The 19,099-nt window shown below is 68.9% G+C and carries 18 protein-coding genes; 5 read left to right on the top strand and 13 right to left on the bottom strand.

Translation table 11 applies throughout. From position 1 onward, the window contains the following. Positions 1-70: 70 nt before the first annotated feature. Positions 71-1,375, top strand: coding sequence for a citrate synthase (locus JYK02_RS10490; protein WP_207050763.1), 1,305 nt, complete (start codon positions 71-73; stop codon positions 1,373-1,375). Positions 1,376-1,452: 77 nt separating this feature from the next. Here the strand turns inward: JYK02_RS10490 and JYK02_RS10495 are convergent, their stop codons facing one another. After that, complete coding sequence (locus tag JYK02_RS10495) at positions 1,453-3,273, bottom strand: AMP-dependent synthetase/ligase (RefSeq protein WP_207050764.1); 1,821 nt, start codon at positions 3,271-3,273, stop codon at positions 1,453-1,455. Between the two features lie 95 nt (positions 3,274-3,368). Here JYK02_RS10495 and JYK02_RS10500 point away from each other — a divergent pair, with 95 nt between their 5' ends. From JYK02_RS10500 to pyk, 3 genes are all read left to right on the top strand, one after another. Beyond that, the gene (locus JYK02_RS10500; RefSeq protein ID WP_242588636.1) at positions 3,369-3,725 is read left to right on the top strand and encodes a hypothetical protein; all 357 of its coding nucleotides are present in this window, start codon (positions 3,369-3,371) and stop codon (positions 3,723-3,725) included. A gap of 129 nt (positions 3,726-3,854) precedes the next feature. Next, positions 3,855-4,652 (top strand): bifunctional nuclease domain-containing protein, encoded by a 798-nt coding sequence (locus JYK02_RS10505; RefSeq protein ID WP_207050767.1) that lies wholly within the window; start codon positions 3,855-3,857, stop codon positions 4,650-4,652. A 210-nt stretch (positions 4,653-4,862) separates the two neighbouring features. Beyond that, positions 4,863-6,263, top strand: coding sequence for a pyruvate kinase (gene pyk / locus JYK02_RS10510; protein WP_207050768.1), 1,401 nt, complete (start codon positions 4,863-4,865; stop codon positions 6,261-6,263). A 33-nt stretch (positions 6,264-6,296) separates the two neighbouring features. On the opposite strand, the gene JYK02_RS10515 is transcribed toward pyk, so the two are convergent. The 9 genes from JYK02_RS10515 to JYK02_RS10555 all read right to left on the bottom strand — a co-directional run bounded on the left by JYK02_RS10515 (position 6,297) and on the right by JYK02_RS10555 (position 15,792). Further along, entirely contained in the window at positions 6,297-6,962 is a 666-nt protein-coding gene (locus JYK02_RS10515; protein WP_207050769.1) for a hypothetical protein, read from the bottom strand. Positions 6,963-6,982: 20 nt separating this feature from the next. Continuing rightward, entirely contained in the window at positions 6,983-8,110 is a 1,128-nt protein-coding gene (gene carA, locus JYK02_RS10520; RefSeq protein ID WP_207050778.1) for a glutamine-hydrolyzing carbamoyl-phosphate synthase small subunit, read from the bottom strand. Next, positions 8,110-9,411 carry a dihydroorotase gene (locus JYK02_RS10525; RefSeq protein ID WP_207050779.1) on the bottom strand — a complete coding sequence of 434 codons (1,302 nt, stop codon included), beginning with the start codon at positions 9,409-9,411 and terminating at the stop codon, positions 8,110-8,112. The genes carA and JYK02_RS10525 overlap by 1 nt, the downstream gene beginning before the upstream one ends. Next, positions 9,408-10,301 carry an aspartate carbamoyltransferase catalytic subunit gene (locus tag JYK02_RS10530; protein WP_207050781.1) on the bottom strand — a complete coding sequence of 298 codons (894 nt, stop codon included), beginning with the start codon at positions 10,299-10,301 and terminating at the stop codon, positions 9,408-9,410. The genes JYK02_RS10525 and JYK02_RS10530 overlap by 4 nt, the downstream gene beginning before the upstream one ends. A gap of 77 nt (positions 10,302-10,378) precedes the next feature. Then, positions 10,379-11,626 (bottom strand): signal peptidase I, encoded by a 1,248-nt coding sequence (lepB, locus tag JYK02_RS10535; protein ID WP_207050783.1) that lies wholly within the window; start codon positions 11,624-11,626, stop codon positions 10,379-10,381. A 4-nt stretch (positions 11,627-11,630) separates the two neighbouring features. Beyond that, positions 11,631-13,442: a translation elongation factor 4 gene (gene lepA, locus JYK02_RS10540; RefSeq protein WP_207050785.1), complete on the bottom strand. Its 1,812-nt coding sequence runs from the start codon at positions 13,440-13,442 to the stop codon at positions 11,631-11,633. Between the two features lie 162 nt (positions 13,443-13,604). Further along, positions 13,605-14,549 (bottom strand): NAD-dependent epimerase/dehydratase family protein, encoded by a 945-nt coding sequence (locus tag JYK02_RS10545; RefSeq protein WP_207050786.1) that lies wholly within the window; start codon positions 14,547-14,549, stop codon positions 13,605-13,607. Between the two features lie 76 nt (positions 14,550-14,625). Then, a complete protein-coding gene (locus JYK02_RS10550) occupies positions 14,626-15,585 on the bottom strand; it encodes a UDP-glucuronic acid decarboxylase family protein (protein WP_120546417.1) in 960 nt (319 codons plus the stop codon). A 24-nt stretch (positions 15,586-15,609) separates the two neighbouring features. Then, positions 15,610-15,792, bottom strand: coding sequence for a ribbon-helix-helix domain-containing protein (locus JYK02_RS10555; RefSeq protein ID WP_014397342.1), 183 nt, complete (start codon positions 15,790-15,792; stop codon positions 15,610-15,612). Positions 15,793-15,885: 93 nt separating this feature from the next. Between JYK02_RS10555 and JYK02_RS10560 the strand changes: the two genes are divergently transcribed. Then, positions 15,886-16,485 (top strand): hypothetical protein, encoded by a 600-nt coding sequence (locus JYK02_RS10560; RefSeq protein WP_207050788.1) that lies wholly within the window; start codon positions 15,886-15,888, stop codon positions 16,483-16,485. A 57-nt stretch (positions 16,486-16,542) separates the two neighbouring features. Here JYK02_RS10560 and JYK02_RS10565 read toward each other — a convergent pair whose 3' ends face one another. From JYK02_RS10565 to mnmA, 3 genes are all read right to left on the bottom strand, one after another. Continuing rightward, entirely contained in the window at positions 16,543-16,905 is a 363-nt protein-coding gene (locus JYK02_RS10565) for a cupin domain-containing protein (RefSeq protein WP_014397344.1), read from the bottom strand. A gap of 30 nt (positions 16,906-16,935) precedes the next feature. Beyond that, entirely contained in the window at positions 16,936-17,880 is a 945-nt protein-coding gene (locus tag JYK02_RS10570; RefSeq protein ID WP_207050790.1) for an SPOR domain-containing protein, read from the bottom strand. A gap of 160 nt (positions 17,881-18,040) precedes the next feature. Continuing rightward, positions 18,041-19,087, bottom strand: coding sequence for a tRNA 2-thiouridine(34) synthase MnmA (gene mnmA, locus JYK02_RS10575; protein WP_207050792.1), 1,047 nt, complete (start codon positions 19,085-19,087; stop codon positions 18,041-18,043). Positions 19,088-19,099: the final 12 nt, after the last annotated feature.

Below are 19,099 nucleotides of genomic sequence, written 5' to 3' on the forward strand. Positions count from 1 at the left end.
GAAACTTCGCCTCTCGGACTTATCGTTCTTTTTTGTTGAAAGCGTCCGCCGCCCTGTGAAATCTCCGCCCATGCCCAAGGACACGCTGACCGTCACCGACAATCGGACCGGGAAGACGTACGAGATCCCGATCGAGAACGGCTGTATCCGCACCCCCGACCTGCGCCAGATCAAGACCGGCAGCGATGACTTCGGTCTGATGGGTTACGACCCCGCGTTCCTGAACACGGCGAACTGTAAGAGCGCCATCACGTTCATCGACGGTGACAAGGGCATCCTGGAGTACCGCGGCTACCCCATCGAGCAGCTCGCGGAGAAGTCCACCTTCCTGGAGGTGGCCTACCTGCTGCTCAAGGGCCAGCTGCCCACGCAGGCGGAGCTGGACAACTTCACGCACAACGTGACGCACCACACGCTGGTGCATGAGAACATCAAGTCCTTCATGGACGGGTTCCGCTACGACGCGCACCCCATGTCCATGCTGGGCTCCACAGTGGCGGCCCTGTCCGGCTTCTACCCGGACGCGAAGAACATCCGCGACGCGCGCAGCCGTGAGATCCAGATCACGCGCCTCATCGCGAAGATGCCCACCATCGCCGCGTTCTCGTACCGGCACTCGATGGGCCTGCCCTACGTCTACCCGGACAACGACCTGTCCTACGTCGCCAACTTCCTGGCGATGATCAAGCGCATCGGCACCACGACGTACAAGGTGCACCCGACGCTGGAGAAGGCGCTCGACGTCCTCTTCATCCTGCACGCGGACCACGAGCAGAACTGCTCCACCACGTCCGTGCGCACGGTGGGCTCGTCGCAGGTGGACCCCTACTCCGCGGTCGCCGCGGGCGTGGGCGCGCTCTACGGCCCGCTGCACGGCGGCGCCAACGAGGCGGTGCTCCGCATGCTCCGCGAGATCGGCACCAAGTCCGCCATCCCGGAGTTCATCAAGCAGGTGAAGGGCGGCGAGGGCGAGAAGAAGCTCATGGGCTTCGGCCACCGCGTCTACAAGTCCTACGACCCGCGCGCGAAGGTCATCAAGCGCGTGGCGGACGAGGTCTTCGAAGTCACCGGCAAGAACCCGCTGCTCGAGATCGCGCTCGAACTGGAGCGCATCGCGCTCGAGGACGAGTACTTCGTGAAGCGCAAGCTGTATCCCAACGTCGACTTCTACTCGGGCCTCATCTACGAGGCGATGGGCTTCCAGGCGGAGATGTTCCCCGTCCTGTTCGCCATCCCCCGCACGGTGGGCTGGTGCGCGCAGTGGGAGGAGATGGTGACGGACAACGAGCAGAAGATCGCCCGGCCCCGTCAGGTCTACACGGGCTCCACGCGCCGCGACTACGTCGCCCGCGAGAAGCGCACCAGCGCCAAGTAGTCGCTGGCCGTCTCAGCCACTGAAGCACGAAGGGGCGCAGGACTCGAAGCTGAGTCCTCCGCCCCTTTCGCTTTGCCCTACCCGTGGGCCGCGGCCGCGCCCCCCGGCTCGCTGTAGAGCGCGTCGATGACGTCCGCGTACTTCTGCTCCACCACCTTGCGGCGCATCTTCATGCTGGGCGTGAGCTCGCCGCCGTCGATGGAGAACTCCCCCGGCAGCACGCGGAAGCGCTTGATGCCCTCGAAGCGCGACAGCTTCGGGTTCACGTCCCGCTCGAGGGCCTCGTGCAGGTGCTGCTGGAGCCGCGGGTCGTTCACCAGCGTGGCCACGTCCTCCGGCCAGCCCTTCTCCCGTGCAAGCCTCCGCGCCCGGTCCGGCTCCAGCGTCAGCAGGGCCACCAGGTAGTTGCGGCGGTCCCCCACCACCAGCGCGTGCCCCACGGGGGAGACGGCCTTGATCAGCTCCTCGATGTTCGCGGGAGACGTCTTCTTGCCGCCGGAGGTGACGATGATCTCCTTCTTGCGGCCGGTGATGCGCAGGAAGCCTTCGGCATCCAGCTGTCCCACGTCACCCGTGTGCAGCCACCCGTCCGCCAGCAGCTCCTGCGTGGCCTCCGGGTTGCGGTGGTAGCCCAGGCACACGTTGCCGCCCTTGACGAGGATCTCCCCGTCCTCCGCGATGCGCACCTCCACGCCCAGCATGGGGCGGCCCACCGTGCCCAGGCGGGCGCACTCGGCGGTGCTCACCGTGGCGGGGCCGGTCACCTCCGTCATGCCCCAGACCTCCAGGAGCACGACGTCGATGGAGGCGAAGAAGTCCAGCACGTCCCGGCCAATGGGCGCCGCGGACGTGGAGAACAGCCTCGCCCTGTCCAGACCGATGCGCGTCTTCAAGGGCTGGAACACCACCCGCTGGGCCAGCGCGAACTTGGCCTCCATGAACGAAGGCACGCGCTCCTGGTTGAGCACGCGCGTGTTGCGCTCCAGCGCCGTGGCGCGGGCCCACTCCACCAGCCGGCGCTTCAGGGGCGGCTGCGCGGCGAGCCCCTCCTCCGCCTTCGACTTGAACTTCTCCCAGACGCGCGGCACCGCGAAGAAGATGGTGGGGCGCACCTCCGTGAGGTTCTTGCCCAGCGCGTCCAGCGAATCCGCGAAGTACACCTGCGTGCCCATGAGCAGCGGGCTGTGCAGGGAGACGATCTGCTCCGCGATGTGTGACAGCGGCAGGTACGACACCAGCCGCTCGTCCTCCATGTCCTTGAAGCCCATGGTGTCGCCCAGCTGCTTCGACGTCCAGGCGAGGTTGCGGTGGCTGAGCGCCACGCCCTTCGGCTGGCCGGTGGTGCCGGACGTGTAGATGAGCGTGGCCAGGGCGTCCGGGTGCAGCGCGTGGACGCTGTCCCAGTAGGGGTCTTCGTCCTGCTTCGCGCCGGAGGCCAGCACGTCCGCGTAGCGCAGCACGCCGTCCGGCAGGGGCGTGGGCGCGTCCACGACGATGAGGTGCTTCAGCGCGGGCAGCCGCTTCTGGACCTCCAGACCGGTGGCCAGGTGCTTCGCGTTCTCCACCAGGAGGAAGCGCGCCTCACAGTGGCCCAGGATGTAGACGAGCTGATCCACACTGCTGGTGGTGTAGAGCCCCACCGGCACGCCGCCCAGGGCCATGGCCCCCAGGTCCGCGACGTGCCACGCCTCGCGGTTGAAGCTCAGGAGGCCCAGCGGGTCGCCTTCCCGGAAACCCAGCGCGTGCAGCCCCAGGGCGAAGCGCTTGACGCGCTGGGCATAGTCGAACCACGAGGTGGGGACATAGGCGCCTCCATGGTGGGACCACAGCGCCGGGCGGTGTTCCAGCCGCGCGGCCTGGTCATGGAGCGCATGCAGCATCGTCTTGGGCAGGTCCATCCGACGGAACGTAGTGGAAGCCCACCGCCTGTTCCACGTCTCCCCGTCTCAGCCGTTGACAGCATGTTCACCGGCTTTGTATGCCGCGCCCGACCATGAGCATCGACTTCACCTGCCAGAAGTGCGAGGCCAGCTTCGAGTTGGAAGCCCAGGACCTCATCGAGGGGACGGAGAAGATTGTCTGTCCCCACTGCGACGCGAAGGCGCCCGCCAACCTCACGGAGGACTTCGTCGCCGCGCTCACGGAGATGCGCGCGCAGATCGCCACCCTGAGCAAGAAGTTCGCGGTGACGATGACGCTCGAGGCCGAGGAGCTCGAGGACGAACTCGACGACGAGGACGAAGACGAAGAGGAGGACGACGAGGACGACGTCGACGAGGACGAGGACGACGAAGAGTCCGAGGACGACGAGGACTACGACGACGAAGAGGCCGAGGAAGACGACCGCTAGTCGTCCCGCGCCCCCTCTTCCCGCCTGCCCGCCTGCTCTCCAGCCGGGTGGGCCAGGGCCCGGGGGCCGCTCGCGACGGCCGGGGGGCGCTGCCCTCCCGGTGAAGGGACAGGTGCGTAGCTTAGGGATGTGAAAACGTCCAACCGCGCCAATTTCTTCGTCGCTCCGTTCACGGCCGTGGTGCTGGCGCTGGGGGGAGCGTTGTTCCTTCCCGCGTTCGGGATCCCCGGCGCCATCGCCGCCTCCGAGACGGCCGAAGGGAAGAGAGAGAAGCCCTGCATCACCGAGAAGGGCGCTGATCCCAAGGCGTGCTCGGAGCTGGTGGAGCTGGAAGTGAAGGACGTGGTGCCCTTGATGGAGGCGCAGACGCACGCCGTCGTGCTGACCACCAAGGACGGGGAGACGGTGCTCCCGCTCTTCGTGGACGAGGGCGCGGCGGTCTCCATCGCCTTCCGCCTCGCGGAACGTCCGCCCCCCCAGCCGCTGTCGCAGGACCTGCTGGACGACGTGGTGTCCAAGCTGGGCGGCAAGGTGACGGAGGTCCGCATCGACGACCTGCGCGACAACGTCTACTCCGGCCGCGTCTTCCTGCAGCAGGGCAAGAAGGAGCTGGCGCTGGACGCCCGGCCCTCCGACTCCATCGCCATGGCCATGCACAGCCAGGCCCGCATCCGCGTGACGCGCAAGGTGCTGGCGCTGGCGGGCATCACCCGCGCGGAGATCGAGGCCCTGCAGAAGCAGCAGGACCTGGGCGTGGGCGGCAGCGGCCAGGGGGGGGAGGACATGGGTCCCCTGCCCCCGCCGCCTCCCATGGGCCCCAGCGCGGGCCACCCGAAGCCTCCGTCCGAGGACATCGGCATGGACCACTCCGTCAAGGACGAGCCGCTGATGGCGCCCACGGGCAAGGGCCAGGAGATCGACCTCTAGCCCCCGGAAGCCCCACACCCCGGAACGATGAAAGCCCGGCCCCCCCTCCCAGGGTAGCCGGGCTTTCTTCGTCTCAAGCGTCTGAGAGCGCCACGAATGGCGCGCGCCAGCTCGCGGTAACTTTCCGCCCGGCGCGTGAAGCGAAGAGTTAGTCCTTCGGGCGCAAGCCTGTCAAGCCGCCCACCCCGTGAGGCTAGGATGGGCGGTCCTATGCGCAAGGCGAAGATCATCTGCACGCTGGGTCCGGCGTCGGACTCGAAGGAAGTCATCGAGGGGCTGGTGAAGGCGGGCATGAACGTGGCCCGGCTCAACTTCTCTCACGGGACGCACGACGAGCACCGCCAGCGCGTCCAGCGCATCCGCGCGGTGTCGAAGAAGCTGGGTGTGCCGGTGGCCATCCTCCAGGACGTGCAGGGCCCCAAGGTGCGCCTGGGCCGCTTCGAGGGCGGCCAGATGGCGGTGAAGACGGGCGACCTGGTGACGGTGACGACGCGCTCGGTGATGGGCCAGGGGAACGTCATCCCCACGCCGGTGCGCTCGCTGCCCCGGGACGTGGAGAAGGGCCACGAGGTGCTGCTGGACGACGGCCGGGTGCGCCTGCGCGTGCTGAAGGTGAGCGGCCAGGACGTGTCCTGCCGCGTGGAGGTGGGCGGGCTCCTCAAGGACCACAAGGGCCTCAACCTGCCCGGCACGGCCATGTCGGTGCCCACGTTGACGGAGAAGGACAAGGTGGACCTGGCCTTCGGCCAGGAGGTGGGCGTGGACTACGTGGCGCTGTCCTTCGTGCGCACCGCGCAGGACGTGCGCCAGGCGCGAGCGCTGGTGGCGAAGAACAAGACGCCGCTCATCTCCAAGATTGAGAAGCCCCAGGCGGTGGAGAACCTGGAGGCCATCGCCGCGGAGTCGGACGGGGTGATGGTGGCCCGCGGCGACCTGGGCGTGGAGATGCCGCTGGAGCAGTTGCCCGCCATCCAGAAGCGCACCGTGCGGCAGGTGAACCGCATGGGCGGCATCGTCATCGTCGCGACGGAGATGCTGGAGAGCATGGTGCTCAACGCCCGGCCCACGCGCGCGGAGGTGTCCGACGTGGCCAACGCCATCCTGGATGGCGCGGACGCGGTGATGCTCTCCGGTGAGACGGCGGCGGGCAAATACCCGGTGGACGCGGTGGCCACCATGGCGCGCATCGTGGAGGAGACGGAGCGCACCAGCCTCATCACCCTGCCCCACTCGCCCTTCGAGCGCTCGGAGGACCTGGGCACCGGCATCGCGGCGGCGGCGGTGGCCGCGTCCCGGCAGCTGGGCATCGGGACCATCATCGCGTACACGGAGAGCGGCCACTCCGCGCGCCTCATCTCCGAGTTCCGTCCCGGCGCGCGCATCCTCGCGCTGACGCCCAACGCGAACACGGTGAACCGGATGGCGCTGTACTGGGGCGTGACGGGCCACCTGGTGAAGCGCGTCAGCTCCACGGACGCCATGCTCAAGCAGGTGCGCCGGCTCTGCCTCGAGCAGCGCTTCTGCGAACCCGGCGCCCCCTTCATCCTGGTGGCCGGCGTGCCGCTCAACGTGCCGGGCAACACCAACCTCATGAGCATCCACCGCGTCTGATTCACGCGGTGGAGGCTTCACGGGCGGAAGGCCCTAGAGGACCTTCTGCTCGAAGTCGTAGAGCTTCTCCACGGAGAGCTGGCGGTAGCGCTCCACGTTGAGGGCCCGGCGGGCGCACTCCCACACCAGGTCCTTGGCGGGGCGCTCCGGCTCCTTCTTCTTGCGGCGCTTCACCTCGGCCTTGATGGCCTTCAACGCCATGGCCGGGTGGTAGCAGAAGGCAGAGGAGAACAGCAGGTGGCCGCCGAAGGGCACGAGGCGCGCCTCCAGCACGTCGCCCGTCTCCAGGCCCGCAATGTGGCGGCGCTCCGTCACGTCGAAGTCCTTGCCGGAGAAGAGCTCGCGCAGGCGGACCATGCCCTTGCCCAGCTTGCGCACCTCGAAGAGGCCGTGGACCGTCTCCGTGAAGCTGCGGAAGGCGTTGGCCTCCTCGGGCGGCGCGGACTTCTGGCGCTCCTCGTACAGCTCCGCGGCCGGCGTCTTGCCCGTGAGCGGCGAGACGCGGTCGTAGAGGTAGTAGTCCAGGAACGACGCCATGCGCAGCTCGAAGAACTTGTCGTCCTCGAAGACTTCACCGGTGAGGCGGAAGTACTCCGCCTTCGCCTCCAGGAGGTCCGGCTTGCGCGCCTCCGAGGAGCCGAAGGCGATGAGCTGGTCCAGGTACGGCTGGTACGACAACGGGGTCAGCGCGGTGTCCATGGCCGTTGCGAGCTTTCTTCCTACGAACCCGCCATCAGCGTCGCGAAGCGGCTGAACAGGTAGCGCGCGTCGTGAGGGCCGGGCGAAGCCTCGGGGTGGTACTGCACGCTGAAGGCCCGCGCGTCCGGTACGGCCAGGCCCTCCACCGTGCCGTCGTTCAGGTTGATGTGCGTGACGACGGCCTTGCCCTTGAGGCTGGCGTCGTCCACCGCGAAGCCGTGGTTCTGCGCGGTGATCTCCACCTTGCCCGTCGTGAGGTCCTTCACGGGCTGGTTGCCGCCGCGGTGGCCGAACTTCATCTTGTACGTCCGGCCGCCCAGCGCCAGCGCCATGATCTGATGCCCCAGGCAGATGCCGAACACCGGCACCTTGCCCAGGAGCGCCGCGACGGTGCGATCCGCGCCCTTCACCGCGGCCGGGTCGCCCGGGCCGTTGGCCAGGAAGACGCCGTGCGGCTTCTTCGCCAGCACCTGCTCCGCCGTGAAGTGCGACGGCACCACCGTCACGCGGCAGCCCACGTCCACCAGGTACTGGAGCATGGAGCGCTTGAGGCCGTAGTCGTACGCGATGACGTCGTACTTCAGCTCCGGCTCCGGCTGCTTGTCCCCGGTGCCCAGGAACACGTCCGGCGTCGGCGTGGTGAAGACGTAGGGCTCCTTGGTGGACACGCCCGTGGCCAGGTCCAGGCCCTCCATGCCCGCGGCGCTGCGCGCGCGCTCGGACAGGGCGGCGGCGGACACGTTCTCCGTGGAGATGATGCCCGTCTGGGCGCCGTGCGTGCGCAGGTGGCGCACCAGCCGGCGGGTGTCCACGCCCTCGATGCCCACGCGGCCGTGGCGCGCGAGGTACGCGTCCAGCGTCTCCTGGGCGCGCCAGTTGGAGGGCGTCTTCGTCAGCGAGCGCACCACCATGCCCACCGCGTGCGGCAGGCCCGCCTCCTCGTCGCCCGCGTTCGCCCCGATGTTGCCCATCTCCGGGTACGCCATGGTGACGATCTGCCCCACGTACGAGGGATCCGTGAGGATCTCCTGGTAGCCGTACATGGACGTGTTGAAGACCACCTCACCCACCGTCTCGCCGGAAGCGCCAAAGGCGCGTCCCTCGAACGTGGTGCCATCCGCCAGTGCGAGCACCGCCCGCTTCGTCATCACCGCGACTCCTTGAGCTGACCGTCCTCGAACACACACCGGCCGCCCACCCACGTCTGCGTCACGCGACCCTTCAGCGTGCGCCCGTGGAAGGGCGTGTTGCGACTGCGGGAATAGAACCGGTGGGCATCCACCGTCCACTCCTCTGAAGGAGACACAAGCGTGATGTCCGCCGGGGCACCAGGCGCCAAGTGACCGCCCGGCAGGCTGAATACCCTCGCCGGCCCGTCCGACAGCAGCTCCACCGCCCGGCGCGGGGTGAGCACGCCCTCGTGCACCAGCGCCAGGGTGAGCCCCAGGGCCGTCTCCAGCCCGACGATGCCGTTGATGCCCTTCTCGAACTCCACCAGCTTGTCGGACACGCCGTGCGGCGCGTGGTCCGTGGCGATGGCGTCCACCGTGCCGTCCACCAGCGCCTCGCGCAGCGCCTTCACGTCCGCGTCGCTTCGAAGCGGCGGCGCCATCTTCGCGTGGGTGTCGTAGTCCCCCACCGCCCGGTCATCCAGGGTGAAGTGGTGCGGCGCCACCTCGCAGGTGACGCGCAGGCCGCGCTTCTTCGCCTCGCGGATGAGCCGCACGCTGCCCTCGCAGGACACGTGCGCCACGTGCAGGCGCCCCTTCGTCTCCTCCAGGAGCACCAGGTCGCGCGCCACCATGGCGACCTCCGCGGAGGCGGGAATCCCGCGCAGGCCCAGCCGCGTGGACGTGGCGCCCTCGTGCATGGCGCCGCCGGCGGACAGCGTGAGGTCCTCCTCGTGGACCATGACCGGCACGTCGAACTGGGTGGCGTACTGGAGCACCCGGCGCATCAGGCCCGCGTTCATCACCGGGCGGCCGTCGTCGGTGAGGGCCACGCAGCCGGCGCCAATCAGCTCGCCCGCTTCCGACAGCTCCTCGCCCTTGAGCCCCTTGGTGATGGCACCGGCCGGGTACACGTGGCACAGGGCCGCGTCCCGCGCGCGCGACAGCACCAGCTCCGTGACGAGCGCGCTGTCGTTCACCACCTTGGTGTTGGGCATGGCCACGACGCCGGTGAAGCCGCCCGCCACCGCCGAGCGGCAGCCGGTGAGGACCGTCTCCTTGCCCTCTTCGCCCGGCTCGCGCAGGTGCACGTGCAGGTCGATGAAGCCCGGCACCAGCCACTTGCCCGTGGCGTCCACCACGCGCGCGTCCTGGGGCGCGGGCAGCGGCGCCTCCGACACCTGCGCCACGCGGCCGTCCGTCACCAGCACGTCGCGCACACCGTCCACGCCATTGCGCGGGTCGATGACGCGCGCCCGCTGGAAGAGCACCGTCGTCATGATGCGCACGCCTCCAGGATGGCCCGGCGCACCGCGACGCCGTTGGCCACCTGTTCCAGGATGACGCTGCGGGGCCCGTCAGCCACCGCCGGCGACAGCTCCACGCCGCGGTTGATGGGGCCCGGGTGCAGCACGAGGGCTTCCGGCTTCATCCGCTCCGCGCGGGCGGGCGTGACACCGAACAGCCGCGAGTACTCCCGCTGGGACGGCAGGAAGGCTTCCGACATGCGCTCCGTCTGCAGCCTCAGGCACATCACCGCGTCCGCCTGGGGCAATACGGAATCCAGCTGGTGCGTCACTTCACCGCCCATCTCCTCCAGCCCTGGCGGCAGGAGGGTGGGCGGCCCGCAGAGCACGACCCGGGCCCCCAGGGCCTTGAGGCACACGAGGTTGGAGCGCGCCACGCGGCTGTGCAGCACGTCACCCACGATGAGCACCGTGCGCCCGTCCAGGCGGCCCCAGCGCTGGCGCAGCGTGAAGGCGTCCAGCAGGGCCTGGGACGGGTGCTCGTGCGCGCCGTCGCCCGCGTTCACCACCGCGCACTTCACGTGCCGGGCGACGAGGTGCGGCGCGCCGGAGGAGCGGTGGCGGATGACGATGATCGCCGGCCCCATGGCCTCGATGTTGCGCGCGGTGTCCAGGAGCGTCTCGCCCTTGGACACGGAGGAGCCCGCGTGGCTCCAGTTGAGGACGTCCGCACCCAGCTTCCGCGCGGCCACCTCGAAGGAGGAGCGCGTCCGGGTGGAGTCCTCGAAGAAGAGGTTCGCCACGACGCGGCCGCGCAACACGTGCGAGGCATCCGGTCCGCCGGGCAGGTGTGCCTGGGCGCGGTCGAGCAGCGCTTCCAGCTCGTCCCGACGCCAGCCTGCGATTCCGAGAAGATGTCTCATGGGGCCGGGGCCGCCGCGTACCGCGCGCCGCACGTTGCGTCAAGCACGGCGCGTGGTGGCGACCCGGCCAGCGTCCGTCAGCGTACCGGTTCGAAGAACCGGTCCACCCGCAGGCCCGTGCCGCCGAACAGGTTGCCCAGCAGGCCCCCCCACCCGAGCGACAGCCAGACGACCATGGCCTTGCCCTTGATGTGGCCGTAGGGCACGTAGGCGACCTCGGCGCCGCCCGGGCCGCCCAGGTTGTAGCGGCTGTCCGCGCTGTTGTCCCGGTTGTCGCCCATCACGAAGACGCTGTCCGCGGGCACCGTGTAGGGGCCCTCGTGCTCGCGGCCCGGCAGGCGCATGGGGTGCTGCAGCGACGAGTGCACCACGCCGCCCAGGTCCTCGCGGTAGAGGACCTCTTCCTGGTCGAACCAGCGGCCCGTCATGTCGTCCTGGTTGTGCACCACGAAGTCCGCCGACACCAGCGTGCGCGGCTGCGGCTCGCCGTTGATGCGCACCACGCCGTCGACGATCTCCACCGTGTCGCCGGGGATGCCGATGACGCGCTTGATGAAGTCCTTGGACTCGTCCACGGGGTTGTTGAAGACGATGACGTCCCCGCGCTCGGGCGCCCGCACGATGCGGAACGGCACCACGTTCATGAACGGGACGCGCACCCCGTAGATGAACTTGTTCACGAAGACCTGATCACCAATCTGCAGCGTGGGCAGCATGGAGCCGGAGGGAATCCGGTACGGCTCCACCAGCACCGTGCGGATGACCAAAGCAATCAGCAGCGCCTTGCCGAAGCCGCCCACGAAGTCCCAGACGGACTGCTTGCGGTACGCGCCCAGGTGCTCCTGCGTGAGCTTCTCCAGGGCCTGCGTCTCCGTGCGCAGCAGCTCCACGTTGCCCGCGACGGAGGCCGACTCCACGCGCAGGGCCTGCTCGGTGATGCGGTCCGCCGCGGCCGGGGACACCTTCGTGCCCACGCGCGAAAGGATGCGCTCGTCCTCGGAGATGAGCTCGCGCGCCTCGTGGCGCAGCGTGCGCAACTGCGACTCCTTCTTGGAGGCGTTGCGCCACACCAGCAGGCCCACGAAGGCCAGCACCATCAGGAGGCCGAAGCCCTTCATCAGGGGCTGGGCCCAGGACGCGGTGCCGGGCGCCATTTCAATCAGCGTGACGTAGGGGATGAACGCCAGGCCCACGCCGCACAGCGGGGCCCAGAGGCTGGTGAGCAGCTCGCGCCACATCAGCTGGCGGCGGGCCTTGAGCTGCTCCGGGGTGCGGCGCGCGGCCATGGCCGCTCCCAGCTTCAAGGAAGGACTGGCCGTGCTCATGGGGCTACTGCTCCGTCTTGAGGACCGCGAGGAAGGCTTCCTGCGGAATCTCCACCGTGCCCACCTGCTTCATGCGCTTCTTGCCCTCCTTCTGCTTCTCCAGGAGCTTGCGCTTGCGGCTGATGTCGCCGCCGTAGCACTTGGCAAGGACGTTCTTGCGCATGGCGGAGATCGTCTCGCGGGAGATGATCTTCGCGCCGATGGCGGCCTGGATGGCCACCTCGTACATCTGCTTGGGAATCACTTCCTTGAGCTTCTCGCAGACCTCGCGGCCGCGCAGGTACGCGCGCTCGCGGTGCACGATGACGCTGAGCGCGTCCACCGGCTCGCCGTTGATGAGGATGTCCAGCTTCGCCAGGTCCGCTTCCGCGTAGGCGGACAGCTCGTAGTCCAGGCTCGCGTAGCCGCGCGACACGCTCTTGAGGCGGTCGAAGAAGTCGAACACGACTTCCGCCATGGGCATCTCGTACGTCACCTGCACGCGCGTGCCGCTGGAGCCCAGGTACTTCATGTCCTTCTGCACGCCGCGCCGGTCCTGGCACAGCTTCAGGATGGCGCCCAGGTGCTCGTTGGGCACGTGGATGTGACAGGTGAGGATGGGCTCCTCGAACTTCTCGATGTTCTGCGTGGGCGGCAGCTTCGCCGGGTTGTCCACCAGCATCACCTCACCCTTGCTGGTGGTGATCCGGTAGACCACCGACGGCGCCGTGGTGATGAGGTTGAGGTTGTACTCGCGCTCCAGGCGCTCCTGGACGATCTCCATGTGGAGCAGGCCCAGGTAGCCGCAGCGGAAGCCGAACCCCAGCGCCGTGGAGGACTCCGGCTCGTAGGTGAAGGCGGAGTCGTTGAGCGTCAGCTTCGCCAGCGCGTCGCGCAGGTTCTCGTAGTCGGCGGAGTCCACCGGGAAGATGCCGGAGAACACCATCGGCTTGACTTCCTTGAAGCCCGGGAAGGCCGTCTCCGTGGGACGCGCCTCCTCCGTCACGGTGTCGCCGACCTTCGCGTCCTGCAGCTCCTTCACGTTCGCGACGAGGACGCCCACCTCGCCCGCCATGAGCTGCGTCACCGGGCGCGAGAACGGGCTGAACACGCCCAACTCCTGCACCTCGAAGACCTTGTTGTTGCTGAACATCTTGATCTTCTGCTTGAGCTTCAGCGTGCCTTCCAGCACGCGCACCAGCGTCACCACGCCCCGGTAGTTGTCGTACCAGGAGTCGAAGATGAGGGCCTTGAGCGGCGCGCTCGGCGACCCCTGCGGCGGCGGCACGCGCTTCACCACCGACTCCAGGATGTCGTGGATGCCCAGCCCCTCCTTCGCGGAGGCCGGCACCGCGACGGACGCGTCGATGCCGATGACGTCCTCGATCTCCCCGCGCGTGCGGTCCACGTCCGCGCTGGGCAGGTCGATCTTGTTGATGACCGGGATGATCTCGAGGTTGTGGTCCAGCGCCATGTAGACGTTGGCCAGCGTCTGCGCCTCCACGCCCTGGGTCGCGTCCACGACGAGCAGCGCGCCCTCGCACGCGGCGAGGCTGCGGCTCACCTCGTAGGCGAAGTCCACGTGTCCCGGCGTGTCGATGAGGTTGAGGACGTAGTTCTGGCCGTCCTTCGCGGTGTACGTCATCCGCACGGACTGGGCCTTGATGGTGATGCCCCGCTCTCGCTCGATGTCCATGTTGTCGAGGAACTGAGCCTGCGCCTCACGCTTGGTCAGCGTGCCTGTCTTTTCCAGGAGGCGGTCGGCCAGCGTCGACTTTCCATGGTCGATGTGGGCGATGATGCAGAAGTTGCGGATGTGCGCGTTTTCAGCCGGCATGTTCAGGGCGCTCGTCGGTCGCGAAGCGGGCGTAGGTAACACCGAACCGCCCGAAAATCCACGACCGGCGCACTCCTGCCCGCCGGGCACTCCACCCACCTGACGCCCGGTATTCCTCCGCGGCTCCCCCCGGCGTCCAGGCCGGGGGGACCGCGGAAAGCGCTAGCCCCGGGCGCGGACGGGCCCGGCGGCCTGCTCGCGGAAGAACTGCAGCGTCAGGCGCAGGCCCTCCGCCAGCTGCACGGACGGCTCCCAGCCCAGCACCTTCTTCGCGTGGGACGCGTCGATGCACGAGCGCAGCTGCTCGCCCGGCTTGCCCGGCGCGTGCTCGGCCTTCAGCGAGCTGCCGCCGGCCTGCGCGATGAGCTCGTAGAGGCGGTTGATGTCCGTCTCCACGCCGGTGCCGATGTTCGCGGCGCCCACATAGTCGCTCTGGGCGGCCAGGTAGTTGGCGCGGGCCACGTCCGGGCCGAAGACGAAGTCACGCGTCTGCTTGCCCTCGCCGAAGATGGTGCAGCCCTGCCCCGCGACGACGCGCTTGCTGAAGACGGCCACCACGCCGGCCTCGCCATGCGGGTTCTGCCGGGGGCCGTACACGTTGGCGTACCGCAGGGCGACGTACGGCAGGCCGTACTGCGCCCGGTAGTAGCCCAGGTACAGCTCGCCCGCCGCCTTGGAGACGCCGTAGGGCGACACGGGGCGCGTCGGGTGGTCCTCGCGGGCGGGGAAGTAGTCCTGCTCGCCGTAGATGGCGCCGCCGGTGGAGCTGAAGATGACCTTCTTCACGCCGGACTGGCGCGAGGCCTCCAGCAGGTTGAGCATGCCGCGGACGTTCACGTCCGCGTCGAAGCTGGGGTCCTCCACGCTCTTGCGCACGTCCATCTGGGCGGCCAGGTGGCAGAGCACCTGCGGCTTCTCCGTGCGGATGAGCTCCGCGGCCTCCGGGCTCCGGATGTCGTGCACGGCCAGCCGCACGCGCGGATCGAGGTTCTCCTTCTTGCCGCTCGTCAGGTTGTCCAGCGCGATGACCTCGTGGCCATTGCGGAGGAACTCATCGCACACGTGCGAGCCAATGAAGCCCGCGCCGCCCGTTACCAGGACTTTCACGCCGTTCTCCCCCGGTCCGGCCGCCAGAGGGGGGCCGGACCGTCGTCTACCTCGCGTTCACTCGCGCGCGGCCAACCTATGCTCCAGAGGGGCGACCGGCAACCTCTCGGAAGTACGCGATGGTGTCCCGCAGACCATCTTCCAGCTTCACCTTGGGCTCCCAGCCCAGCAGCGTGCGCGCGCGGGTGATGTCCGGCTGACGCTGCTTCGGATCATCCTTGGGCAGCGGGTGGTAGACGATCTGCCTACCCCCACCGGCGGCCTCGCGCACGGCCTCCGCGAACTGCTTGATGGTCATCTCGCGCGGGTTGCCGATGTTCACCGGGCCCCGGACATCCGAGAGGATCAGCCGCACCAGGCCGTCCACCAGGTCCTTCACGTAGCAGAACGAGCGCGTCTGGCTGCCGTCACCGAAGACGCTGAAGTCCTCGCCCTTGAGCGCCTGGCCCACGAAGGCAGGCACCACGCGGCCGTCGTTGAGGCGCATGCGCGGGCCGTAGGTGTTGAAGATGCGCACGATGCGGACGTTCACGCCCCGGCTGCGCTCGTAGGCGGCGCTGATGGCCTCCGAGTAGCGCTTGGCCTCGTCGTAGACGGAGCGCGGCCCGATGGGGTTCACGTTGCCCCAGTAATCCTCCTTCTGGGGGTGCACCAGCGGATCGCCGTAGACCTCCGACGTGGAGGCCATGAGGAACACGGCCTTCTTCTTCTCCGCCAGCTTCAGCGCGTTCTCCGTGCCGATGGAGCCCACGCGCAGCGTTTCGATGGGGAGGTTCGCGTAGTCGATGGGCGACGCGGGCGAGGCCAGGTTGAGGACGAAGTCCACCGGCCCGTCCACCTCCAGCCCCTCCGTGATGTCCTGCTTCACGAACTGGAAGCCCGCGCGCGGCTTGAGCGTGCGCACGTTCGCTTCGTTTCCGGTGATGAGGTTGTCCACCGCGAGGACGGACTCCGCGCCGTCATCCAGCAGCCGCTCACACAGGTGCGAGCCCACGAATCCGGCCCCACCCAGCACCACCGCCCGCTTGCCACGCATGCTCGTCACGTCACGCCTCGTTCGTCAGGAAAGTTCGTCGAAGGTCGCCTGGCCCGGCAGCTGCGCCTTGTACTTCTCCAGCACCAGGTCGATGCCCTGCCGGATGTATTCGGCCACGGGCACCTTCGTCTTCTGGTTCAGCGCCTTGAGCAGTTCGTTCTGCTCCGGAGTGATGTAGATGGTGGTGCTGACTTTCTTTCGGGCCATGGCGATACGTGAAAATATATGGAATGACGTGGCCTGCGAAAGCACGGAAGTGAAGCGGCGCGAACATGGCGCCCCACCGGCTTGGGAGGCACCTTGGCTTCTGGCAACCGTTTGATTTTCCTGGGCTTCCTCGCGGCAGGCGTGCTCTCAGGTTGTGCCTCCCAGAAGGCGGCGGAGAACCCTGACGCGGCGCGCAAACGTCCGGAGGCGGAAGGCATCCGGGGGAAGCAGGACCCCGGGGAGACCGTGACGGAGCTGGACGCCAACGGCGACGGCCGCACGGACGTCTGGGAGTACCGGGTGAAGGACGTGCTCGTGCGCAAGGAGCTGGACCTGAACTGGGACGGCCGCGTGGACGTCACCCAGTACCTGGATCCGCAGGGCGCGAAGGTCCGCGAGGTGATGGACCTGGACTACGACGGCAAGGTGGACGCGACGTACCACTACGCCGAGGGCAAGCGCACGAAGGGCGAGCGCGACCTGGACGGCGATGGGCGCGCGGACTCGTGGCTCTACTACGAGAACGACACGCTCGTGCGGAAGGAGCGCGACGCGAACCACGACGGCCGGGTGGACTACTGGGAGTACTGGGAGAACGGCCAGGTGGACCGCATTGGCGAGGACCTGGACGGCGACGGCACCGTGGACCAGTGGACGCGCAACCCGAACCCGGTGGCGAAGCCCAAGGAGTGACGTCGCGTCAGCGGCCGGCGCACCCGCAGGGCGCGCCGGCTCGCGGTACAGCGAAGGCTACGGGGCGCTGGTGCCCGTGCGCCCGTAGGAGTCCTCCAGGCGGACCACGTCGTTCAGCTCGGGGGTGCTGACCTCGAGGATGTCGCAGTCGGTGATGGCGACCATGCGGTGCTTGGTCAGCGGCTTGATGTGGTAGCTCTCACCGGGGTTCATCTCCTTCTCGATGAGGCCCTGACCCTCGTCGACGACGAAGAGGAGCTTGCCGCTCTGGACGTGGATGGTCTCGTCCTTGACGTTGTGGAACTGGAGGCTCAGCTTGTGGCCGGCCTTCACGTGCAGGAGCTTGCCCACGTAGCGCTCCGTGTGGGCCCAGATGAGCTCGTGACCCCAGGGCTTCTCCACCCGCTTCGTCGTCGTCATGTTGCTTCGTCTCTTCCTTGCCCAGCAGCGCTAGTTCGTGCCGGCCACGTACGCGTCGAGCTGGGTCTCGCGCTTGAAGTCCGTCAGGTACCGGCCCGCGGCTTCCTTGCTGGCGAAGCTGCCCATCCGGACGCGGTACCAGGTGCCCTTTCCGGGCACCTCCGCCGCCAGGATATACGGGGCATAGCCCCGGTCTCGCAACCGCGCGGCGAAACGGTCGGCGTCCTGGCGGCTCTGGAAGGCGGAGAGCTGGAGCGTGAACGCCCCACCCTTCACGGCCTCCGAGGGGCGCGGCGGCTCGGCCGGCAGCGCCTGGGCCCGGGCGATGGCCTCCTTCATGCCCCCGTCACGCACGGCGGTGCGGGTGGCGACCGGCGTCTCCTCCACCTTTCCCTTCACCGGCTCCGGCTTCACGGGCTCTGGCTTCGCGGTGGCGACCTTCGCCGGCTCCGGCTTCGGCTGGGGCTTCACCGGCTCCGGCTTCGCGACGGGCTTGCCGTTGGCGATGGCGTCCTCCTCGGCGGCGTCCATGGCGGGCAGCTCGCCCGTGTCGGGGTCCGGCGTGGGGGCGGGGGCGGCGGGCTTCGCGGCGACCTTGGGGGCTTCCGCGGGCTTCGTCTCCGGCTTCACCTCGGGCTTCGCGGCGGCGGCGGTGGCCTTGGGGGCCTCCGGCTTCGCGGCGGGCTTGGGCAGCGGCGGGAGGGGCTCGGAGCCCGTCTTGCGGGTGAGCTCGTCCGGGAAGGTGAGCGGCGGCTCCTGGCGCGCGTCGTTGAGGACCTGCGCGTTGGCGTCCAGCGCGGAGAGCAGGTCCGGGGCGGCGGCGGTCTGCGCGTCGCCGGAGAGCTTCTTGCCCACGACGACGCCCAGCACGAACACGGCGCCCAGCACGACGATGCCGGCGATCAACAGGCTGACGATCTGCCGGTTGTCCAACGAGACGTCGAACTTCTCCTTCATCCGGTGGGCGTCACGCATGGCGGGGCAAACCTCATTGCGCGCTCGGGCCGTGTAACGGCCTGTAGCGACAGCGTGCGCGCAAGCTACGCCCCACCCCCAGGCGGGTCAAATTCACGGAGACCGCGCCGGACGCGTGCGCGCGAGGCCTGAAGTCAGGCGCCGGACGCGCCGGGTGGGATCAGACGATCCACCCGCCGCCGAGCACGCGATCCCGGTCGTAGACCACCGCGGCCTGGCCGGGCGTGACGGCGCGCGCGGGCTCGTCCAGCTTCACCGACACCAGCCCGTGCTGCGAGATGTGGATCCGTCCCGGTGCGCCCGCGTGGCGGTGGCGGATGCGGACCTCCACGGCCTGCTCCGGCGGGGGCGGCCCGTCCACCCAGTGCGGCTGGAGCAGCCCGAACTGCGCGCGGCCGGTGCCCTCCGCGGGGCCCACGACGACGCGGTTCGTCTCCGGCTCCAGGCGCTGCACGTAGCGCACCTCGCCGCCGCCCAGGTTGAGCCCCTTGCGCTGCCCCACGGTGAAGCGGTGGATGCCGTTGTGCGTGCCCAGCACCTTGCCGTCCGGATCCACGACCTCGCCGGAGGGCTGCGGGCCGGCGACCTTCTCCACGAAGCCGGCGTAGTCGCCGTCGGGCACGAAGCAGATCTCCATGCTCTCCGGCTTGTGGGTGGTGGGGAGGTTGTGGCGCTCGGCGACGGCGCGCACCTCCGCCTTGGTGAGGTGGCCCACCGGGAAGAGGACGTCCTTGAGCTCCTCCTGGCCCAGCGTGAAGAGGAAGTAGCTCTGGTCCTTGGCGGCGTCCACGGCGCGGCGCAGGTGGAAGCGGCCGTCCACCTCCTCCACCTGGGCGTAGTGGCCGGTGGCGAGCCGGGCGCCCAGCGCACGGGCGCGCTTGAGGAGGAAATTGAACTTCACGTCGCGGTTGCAGCTCACGCACGGGATGGGCGTCTTGCCGCCCAGGTACGACTGGACGAACGGGTTGACGACCCGGTCCTGGAAGATCTCCTCGGCGTTGGCCACGTAGAACGGAATGCCCAGCGTCTGGGCCACCGCGCGGGCGTCGTCGATGTCGTCCGGACTGCAGCAACTGCCGCACTTCGCGGCGCCCTCGTAGGACCAGACGCGCAGGGTGATGCCGATGACCTCGTGGCCCTGCTCCTTGAGCAGGGCGGCGGCGGCCGAGGAATCCACCCCACCGCTCATGGCAACGACGACTCGCATGGGGCTCCTTCC

Origin of the sequence: Corallococcus macrosporus, assembly GCF_017302985.1 — a bacterium.
GTDB lineage: Bacteria > Myxococcota > Myxococcia > Myxococcales > Myxococcaceae > Corallococcus > Corallococcus macrosporus_A.

Excerpts from the sequence above, each read along its gene's own strand:
- mnmA (WP_207050792.1), bottom strand. The coding sequence starts at position 19,087 with ATGCGAGTCGTCGTTGCCATGAGCGGTGGGGTGGATTCCTCGGCCGCC.
- JYK02_RS10500 (WP_242588636.1), top strand. The coding sequence starts at position 3,369 with ATGAGCATCGACTTCACCTGCCAGAAGTGCGAGGCCAGCTTCGAGTTG.
- JYK02_RS10495 (WP_207050764.1), bottom strand. The coding sequence starts at position 3,273 with ATGGACCTGCCCAAGACGATGCTGCATGCGCTCCATGACCAGGCCGCG.
- JYK02_RS10530 (WP_207050781.1), bottom strand. The coding sequence starts at position 10,301 with ATGAGACATCTTCTCGGAATCGCAGGCTGGCGTCGGGACGAGCTGGAA.
- JYK02_RS10525 (WP_207050779.1), bottom strand. The coding sequence starts at position 9,411 with ATGACGACGGTGCTCTTCCAGCGGGCGCGCGTCATCGACCCGCGCAAT.
- JYK02_RS10515 (WP_207050769.1), bottom strand. The coding sequence starts at position 6,962 with ATGGACACCGCGCTGACCCCGTTGTCGTACCAGCCGTACCTGGACCAG.
- JYK02_RS10565 (WP_014397344.1), bottom strand. The coding sequence starts at position 16,905 with ATGACGACGACGAAGCGGGTGGAGAAGCCCTGGGGTCACGAGCTCATC.
- lepA (WP_207050785.1), bottom strand. The coding sequence starts at position 13,442 with ATGCCGGCTGAAAACGCGCACATCCGCAACTTCTGCATCATCGCCCAC.
- JYK02_RS10550 (WP_120546417.1), bottom strand. The coding sequence starts at position 15,585 with ATGCGTGGCAAGCGGGCGGTGGTGCTGGGTGGGGCCGGATTCGTGGGC.
- JYK02_RS10490 (WP_207050763.1), top strand. The coding sequence starts at position 71 with ATGCCCAAGGACACGCTGACCGTCACCGACAATCGGACCGGGAAGACG.
- JYK02_RS10555 (WP_014397342.1), bottom strand. The coding sequence starts at position 15,792 with ATGGCCCGAAAGAAAGTCAGCACCACCATCTACATCACTCCGGAGCAG.
- JYK02_RS10570 (WP_207050790.1), bottom strand. The coding sequence starts at position 17,880 with ATGCGTGACGCCCACCGGATGAAGGAGAAGTTCGACGTCTCGTTGGAC.
- lepB (WP_207050783.1), bottom strand. The coding sequence starts at position 11,626 with ATGAGCACGGCCAGTCCTTCCTTGAAGCTGGGAGCGGCCATGGCCGCG.
- carA (WP_207050778.1), bottom strand. The coding sequence starts at position 8,110 with ATGACGAAGCGGGCGGTGCTCGCACTGGCGGATGGCACCACGTTCGAG.
- pyk (WP_207050768.1), top strand. The coding sequence starts at position 4,863 with ATGCGCAAGGCGAAGATCATCTGCACGCTGGGTCCGGCGTCGGACTCG.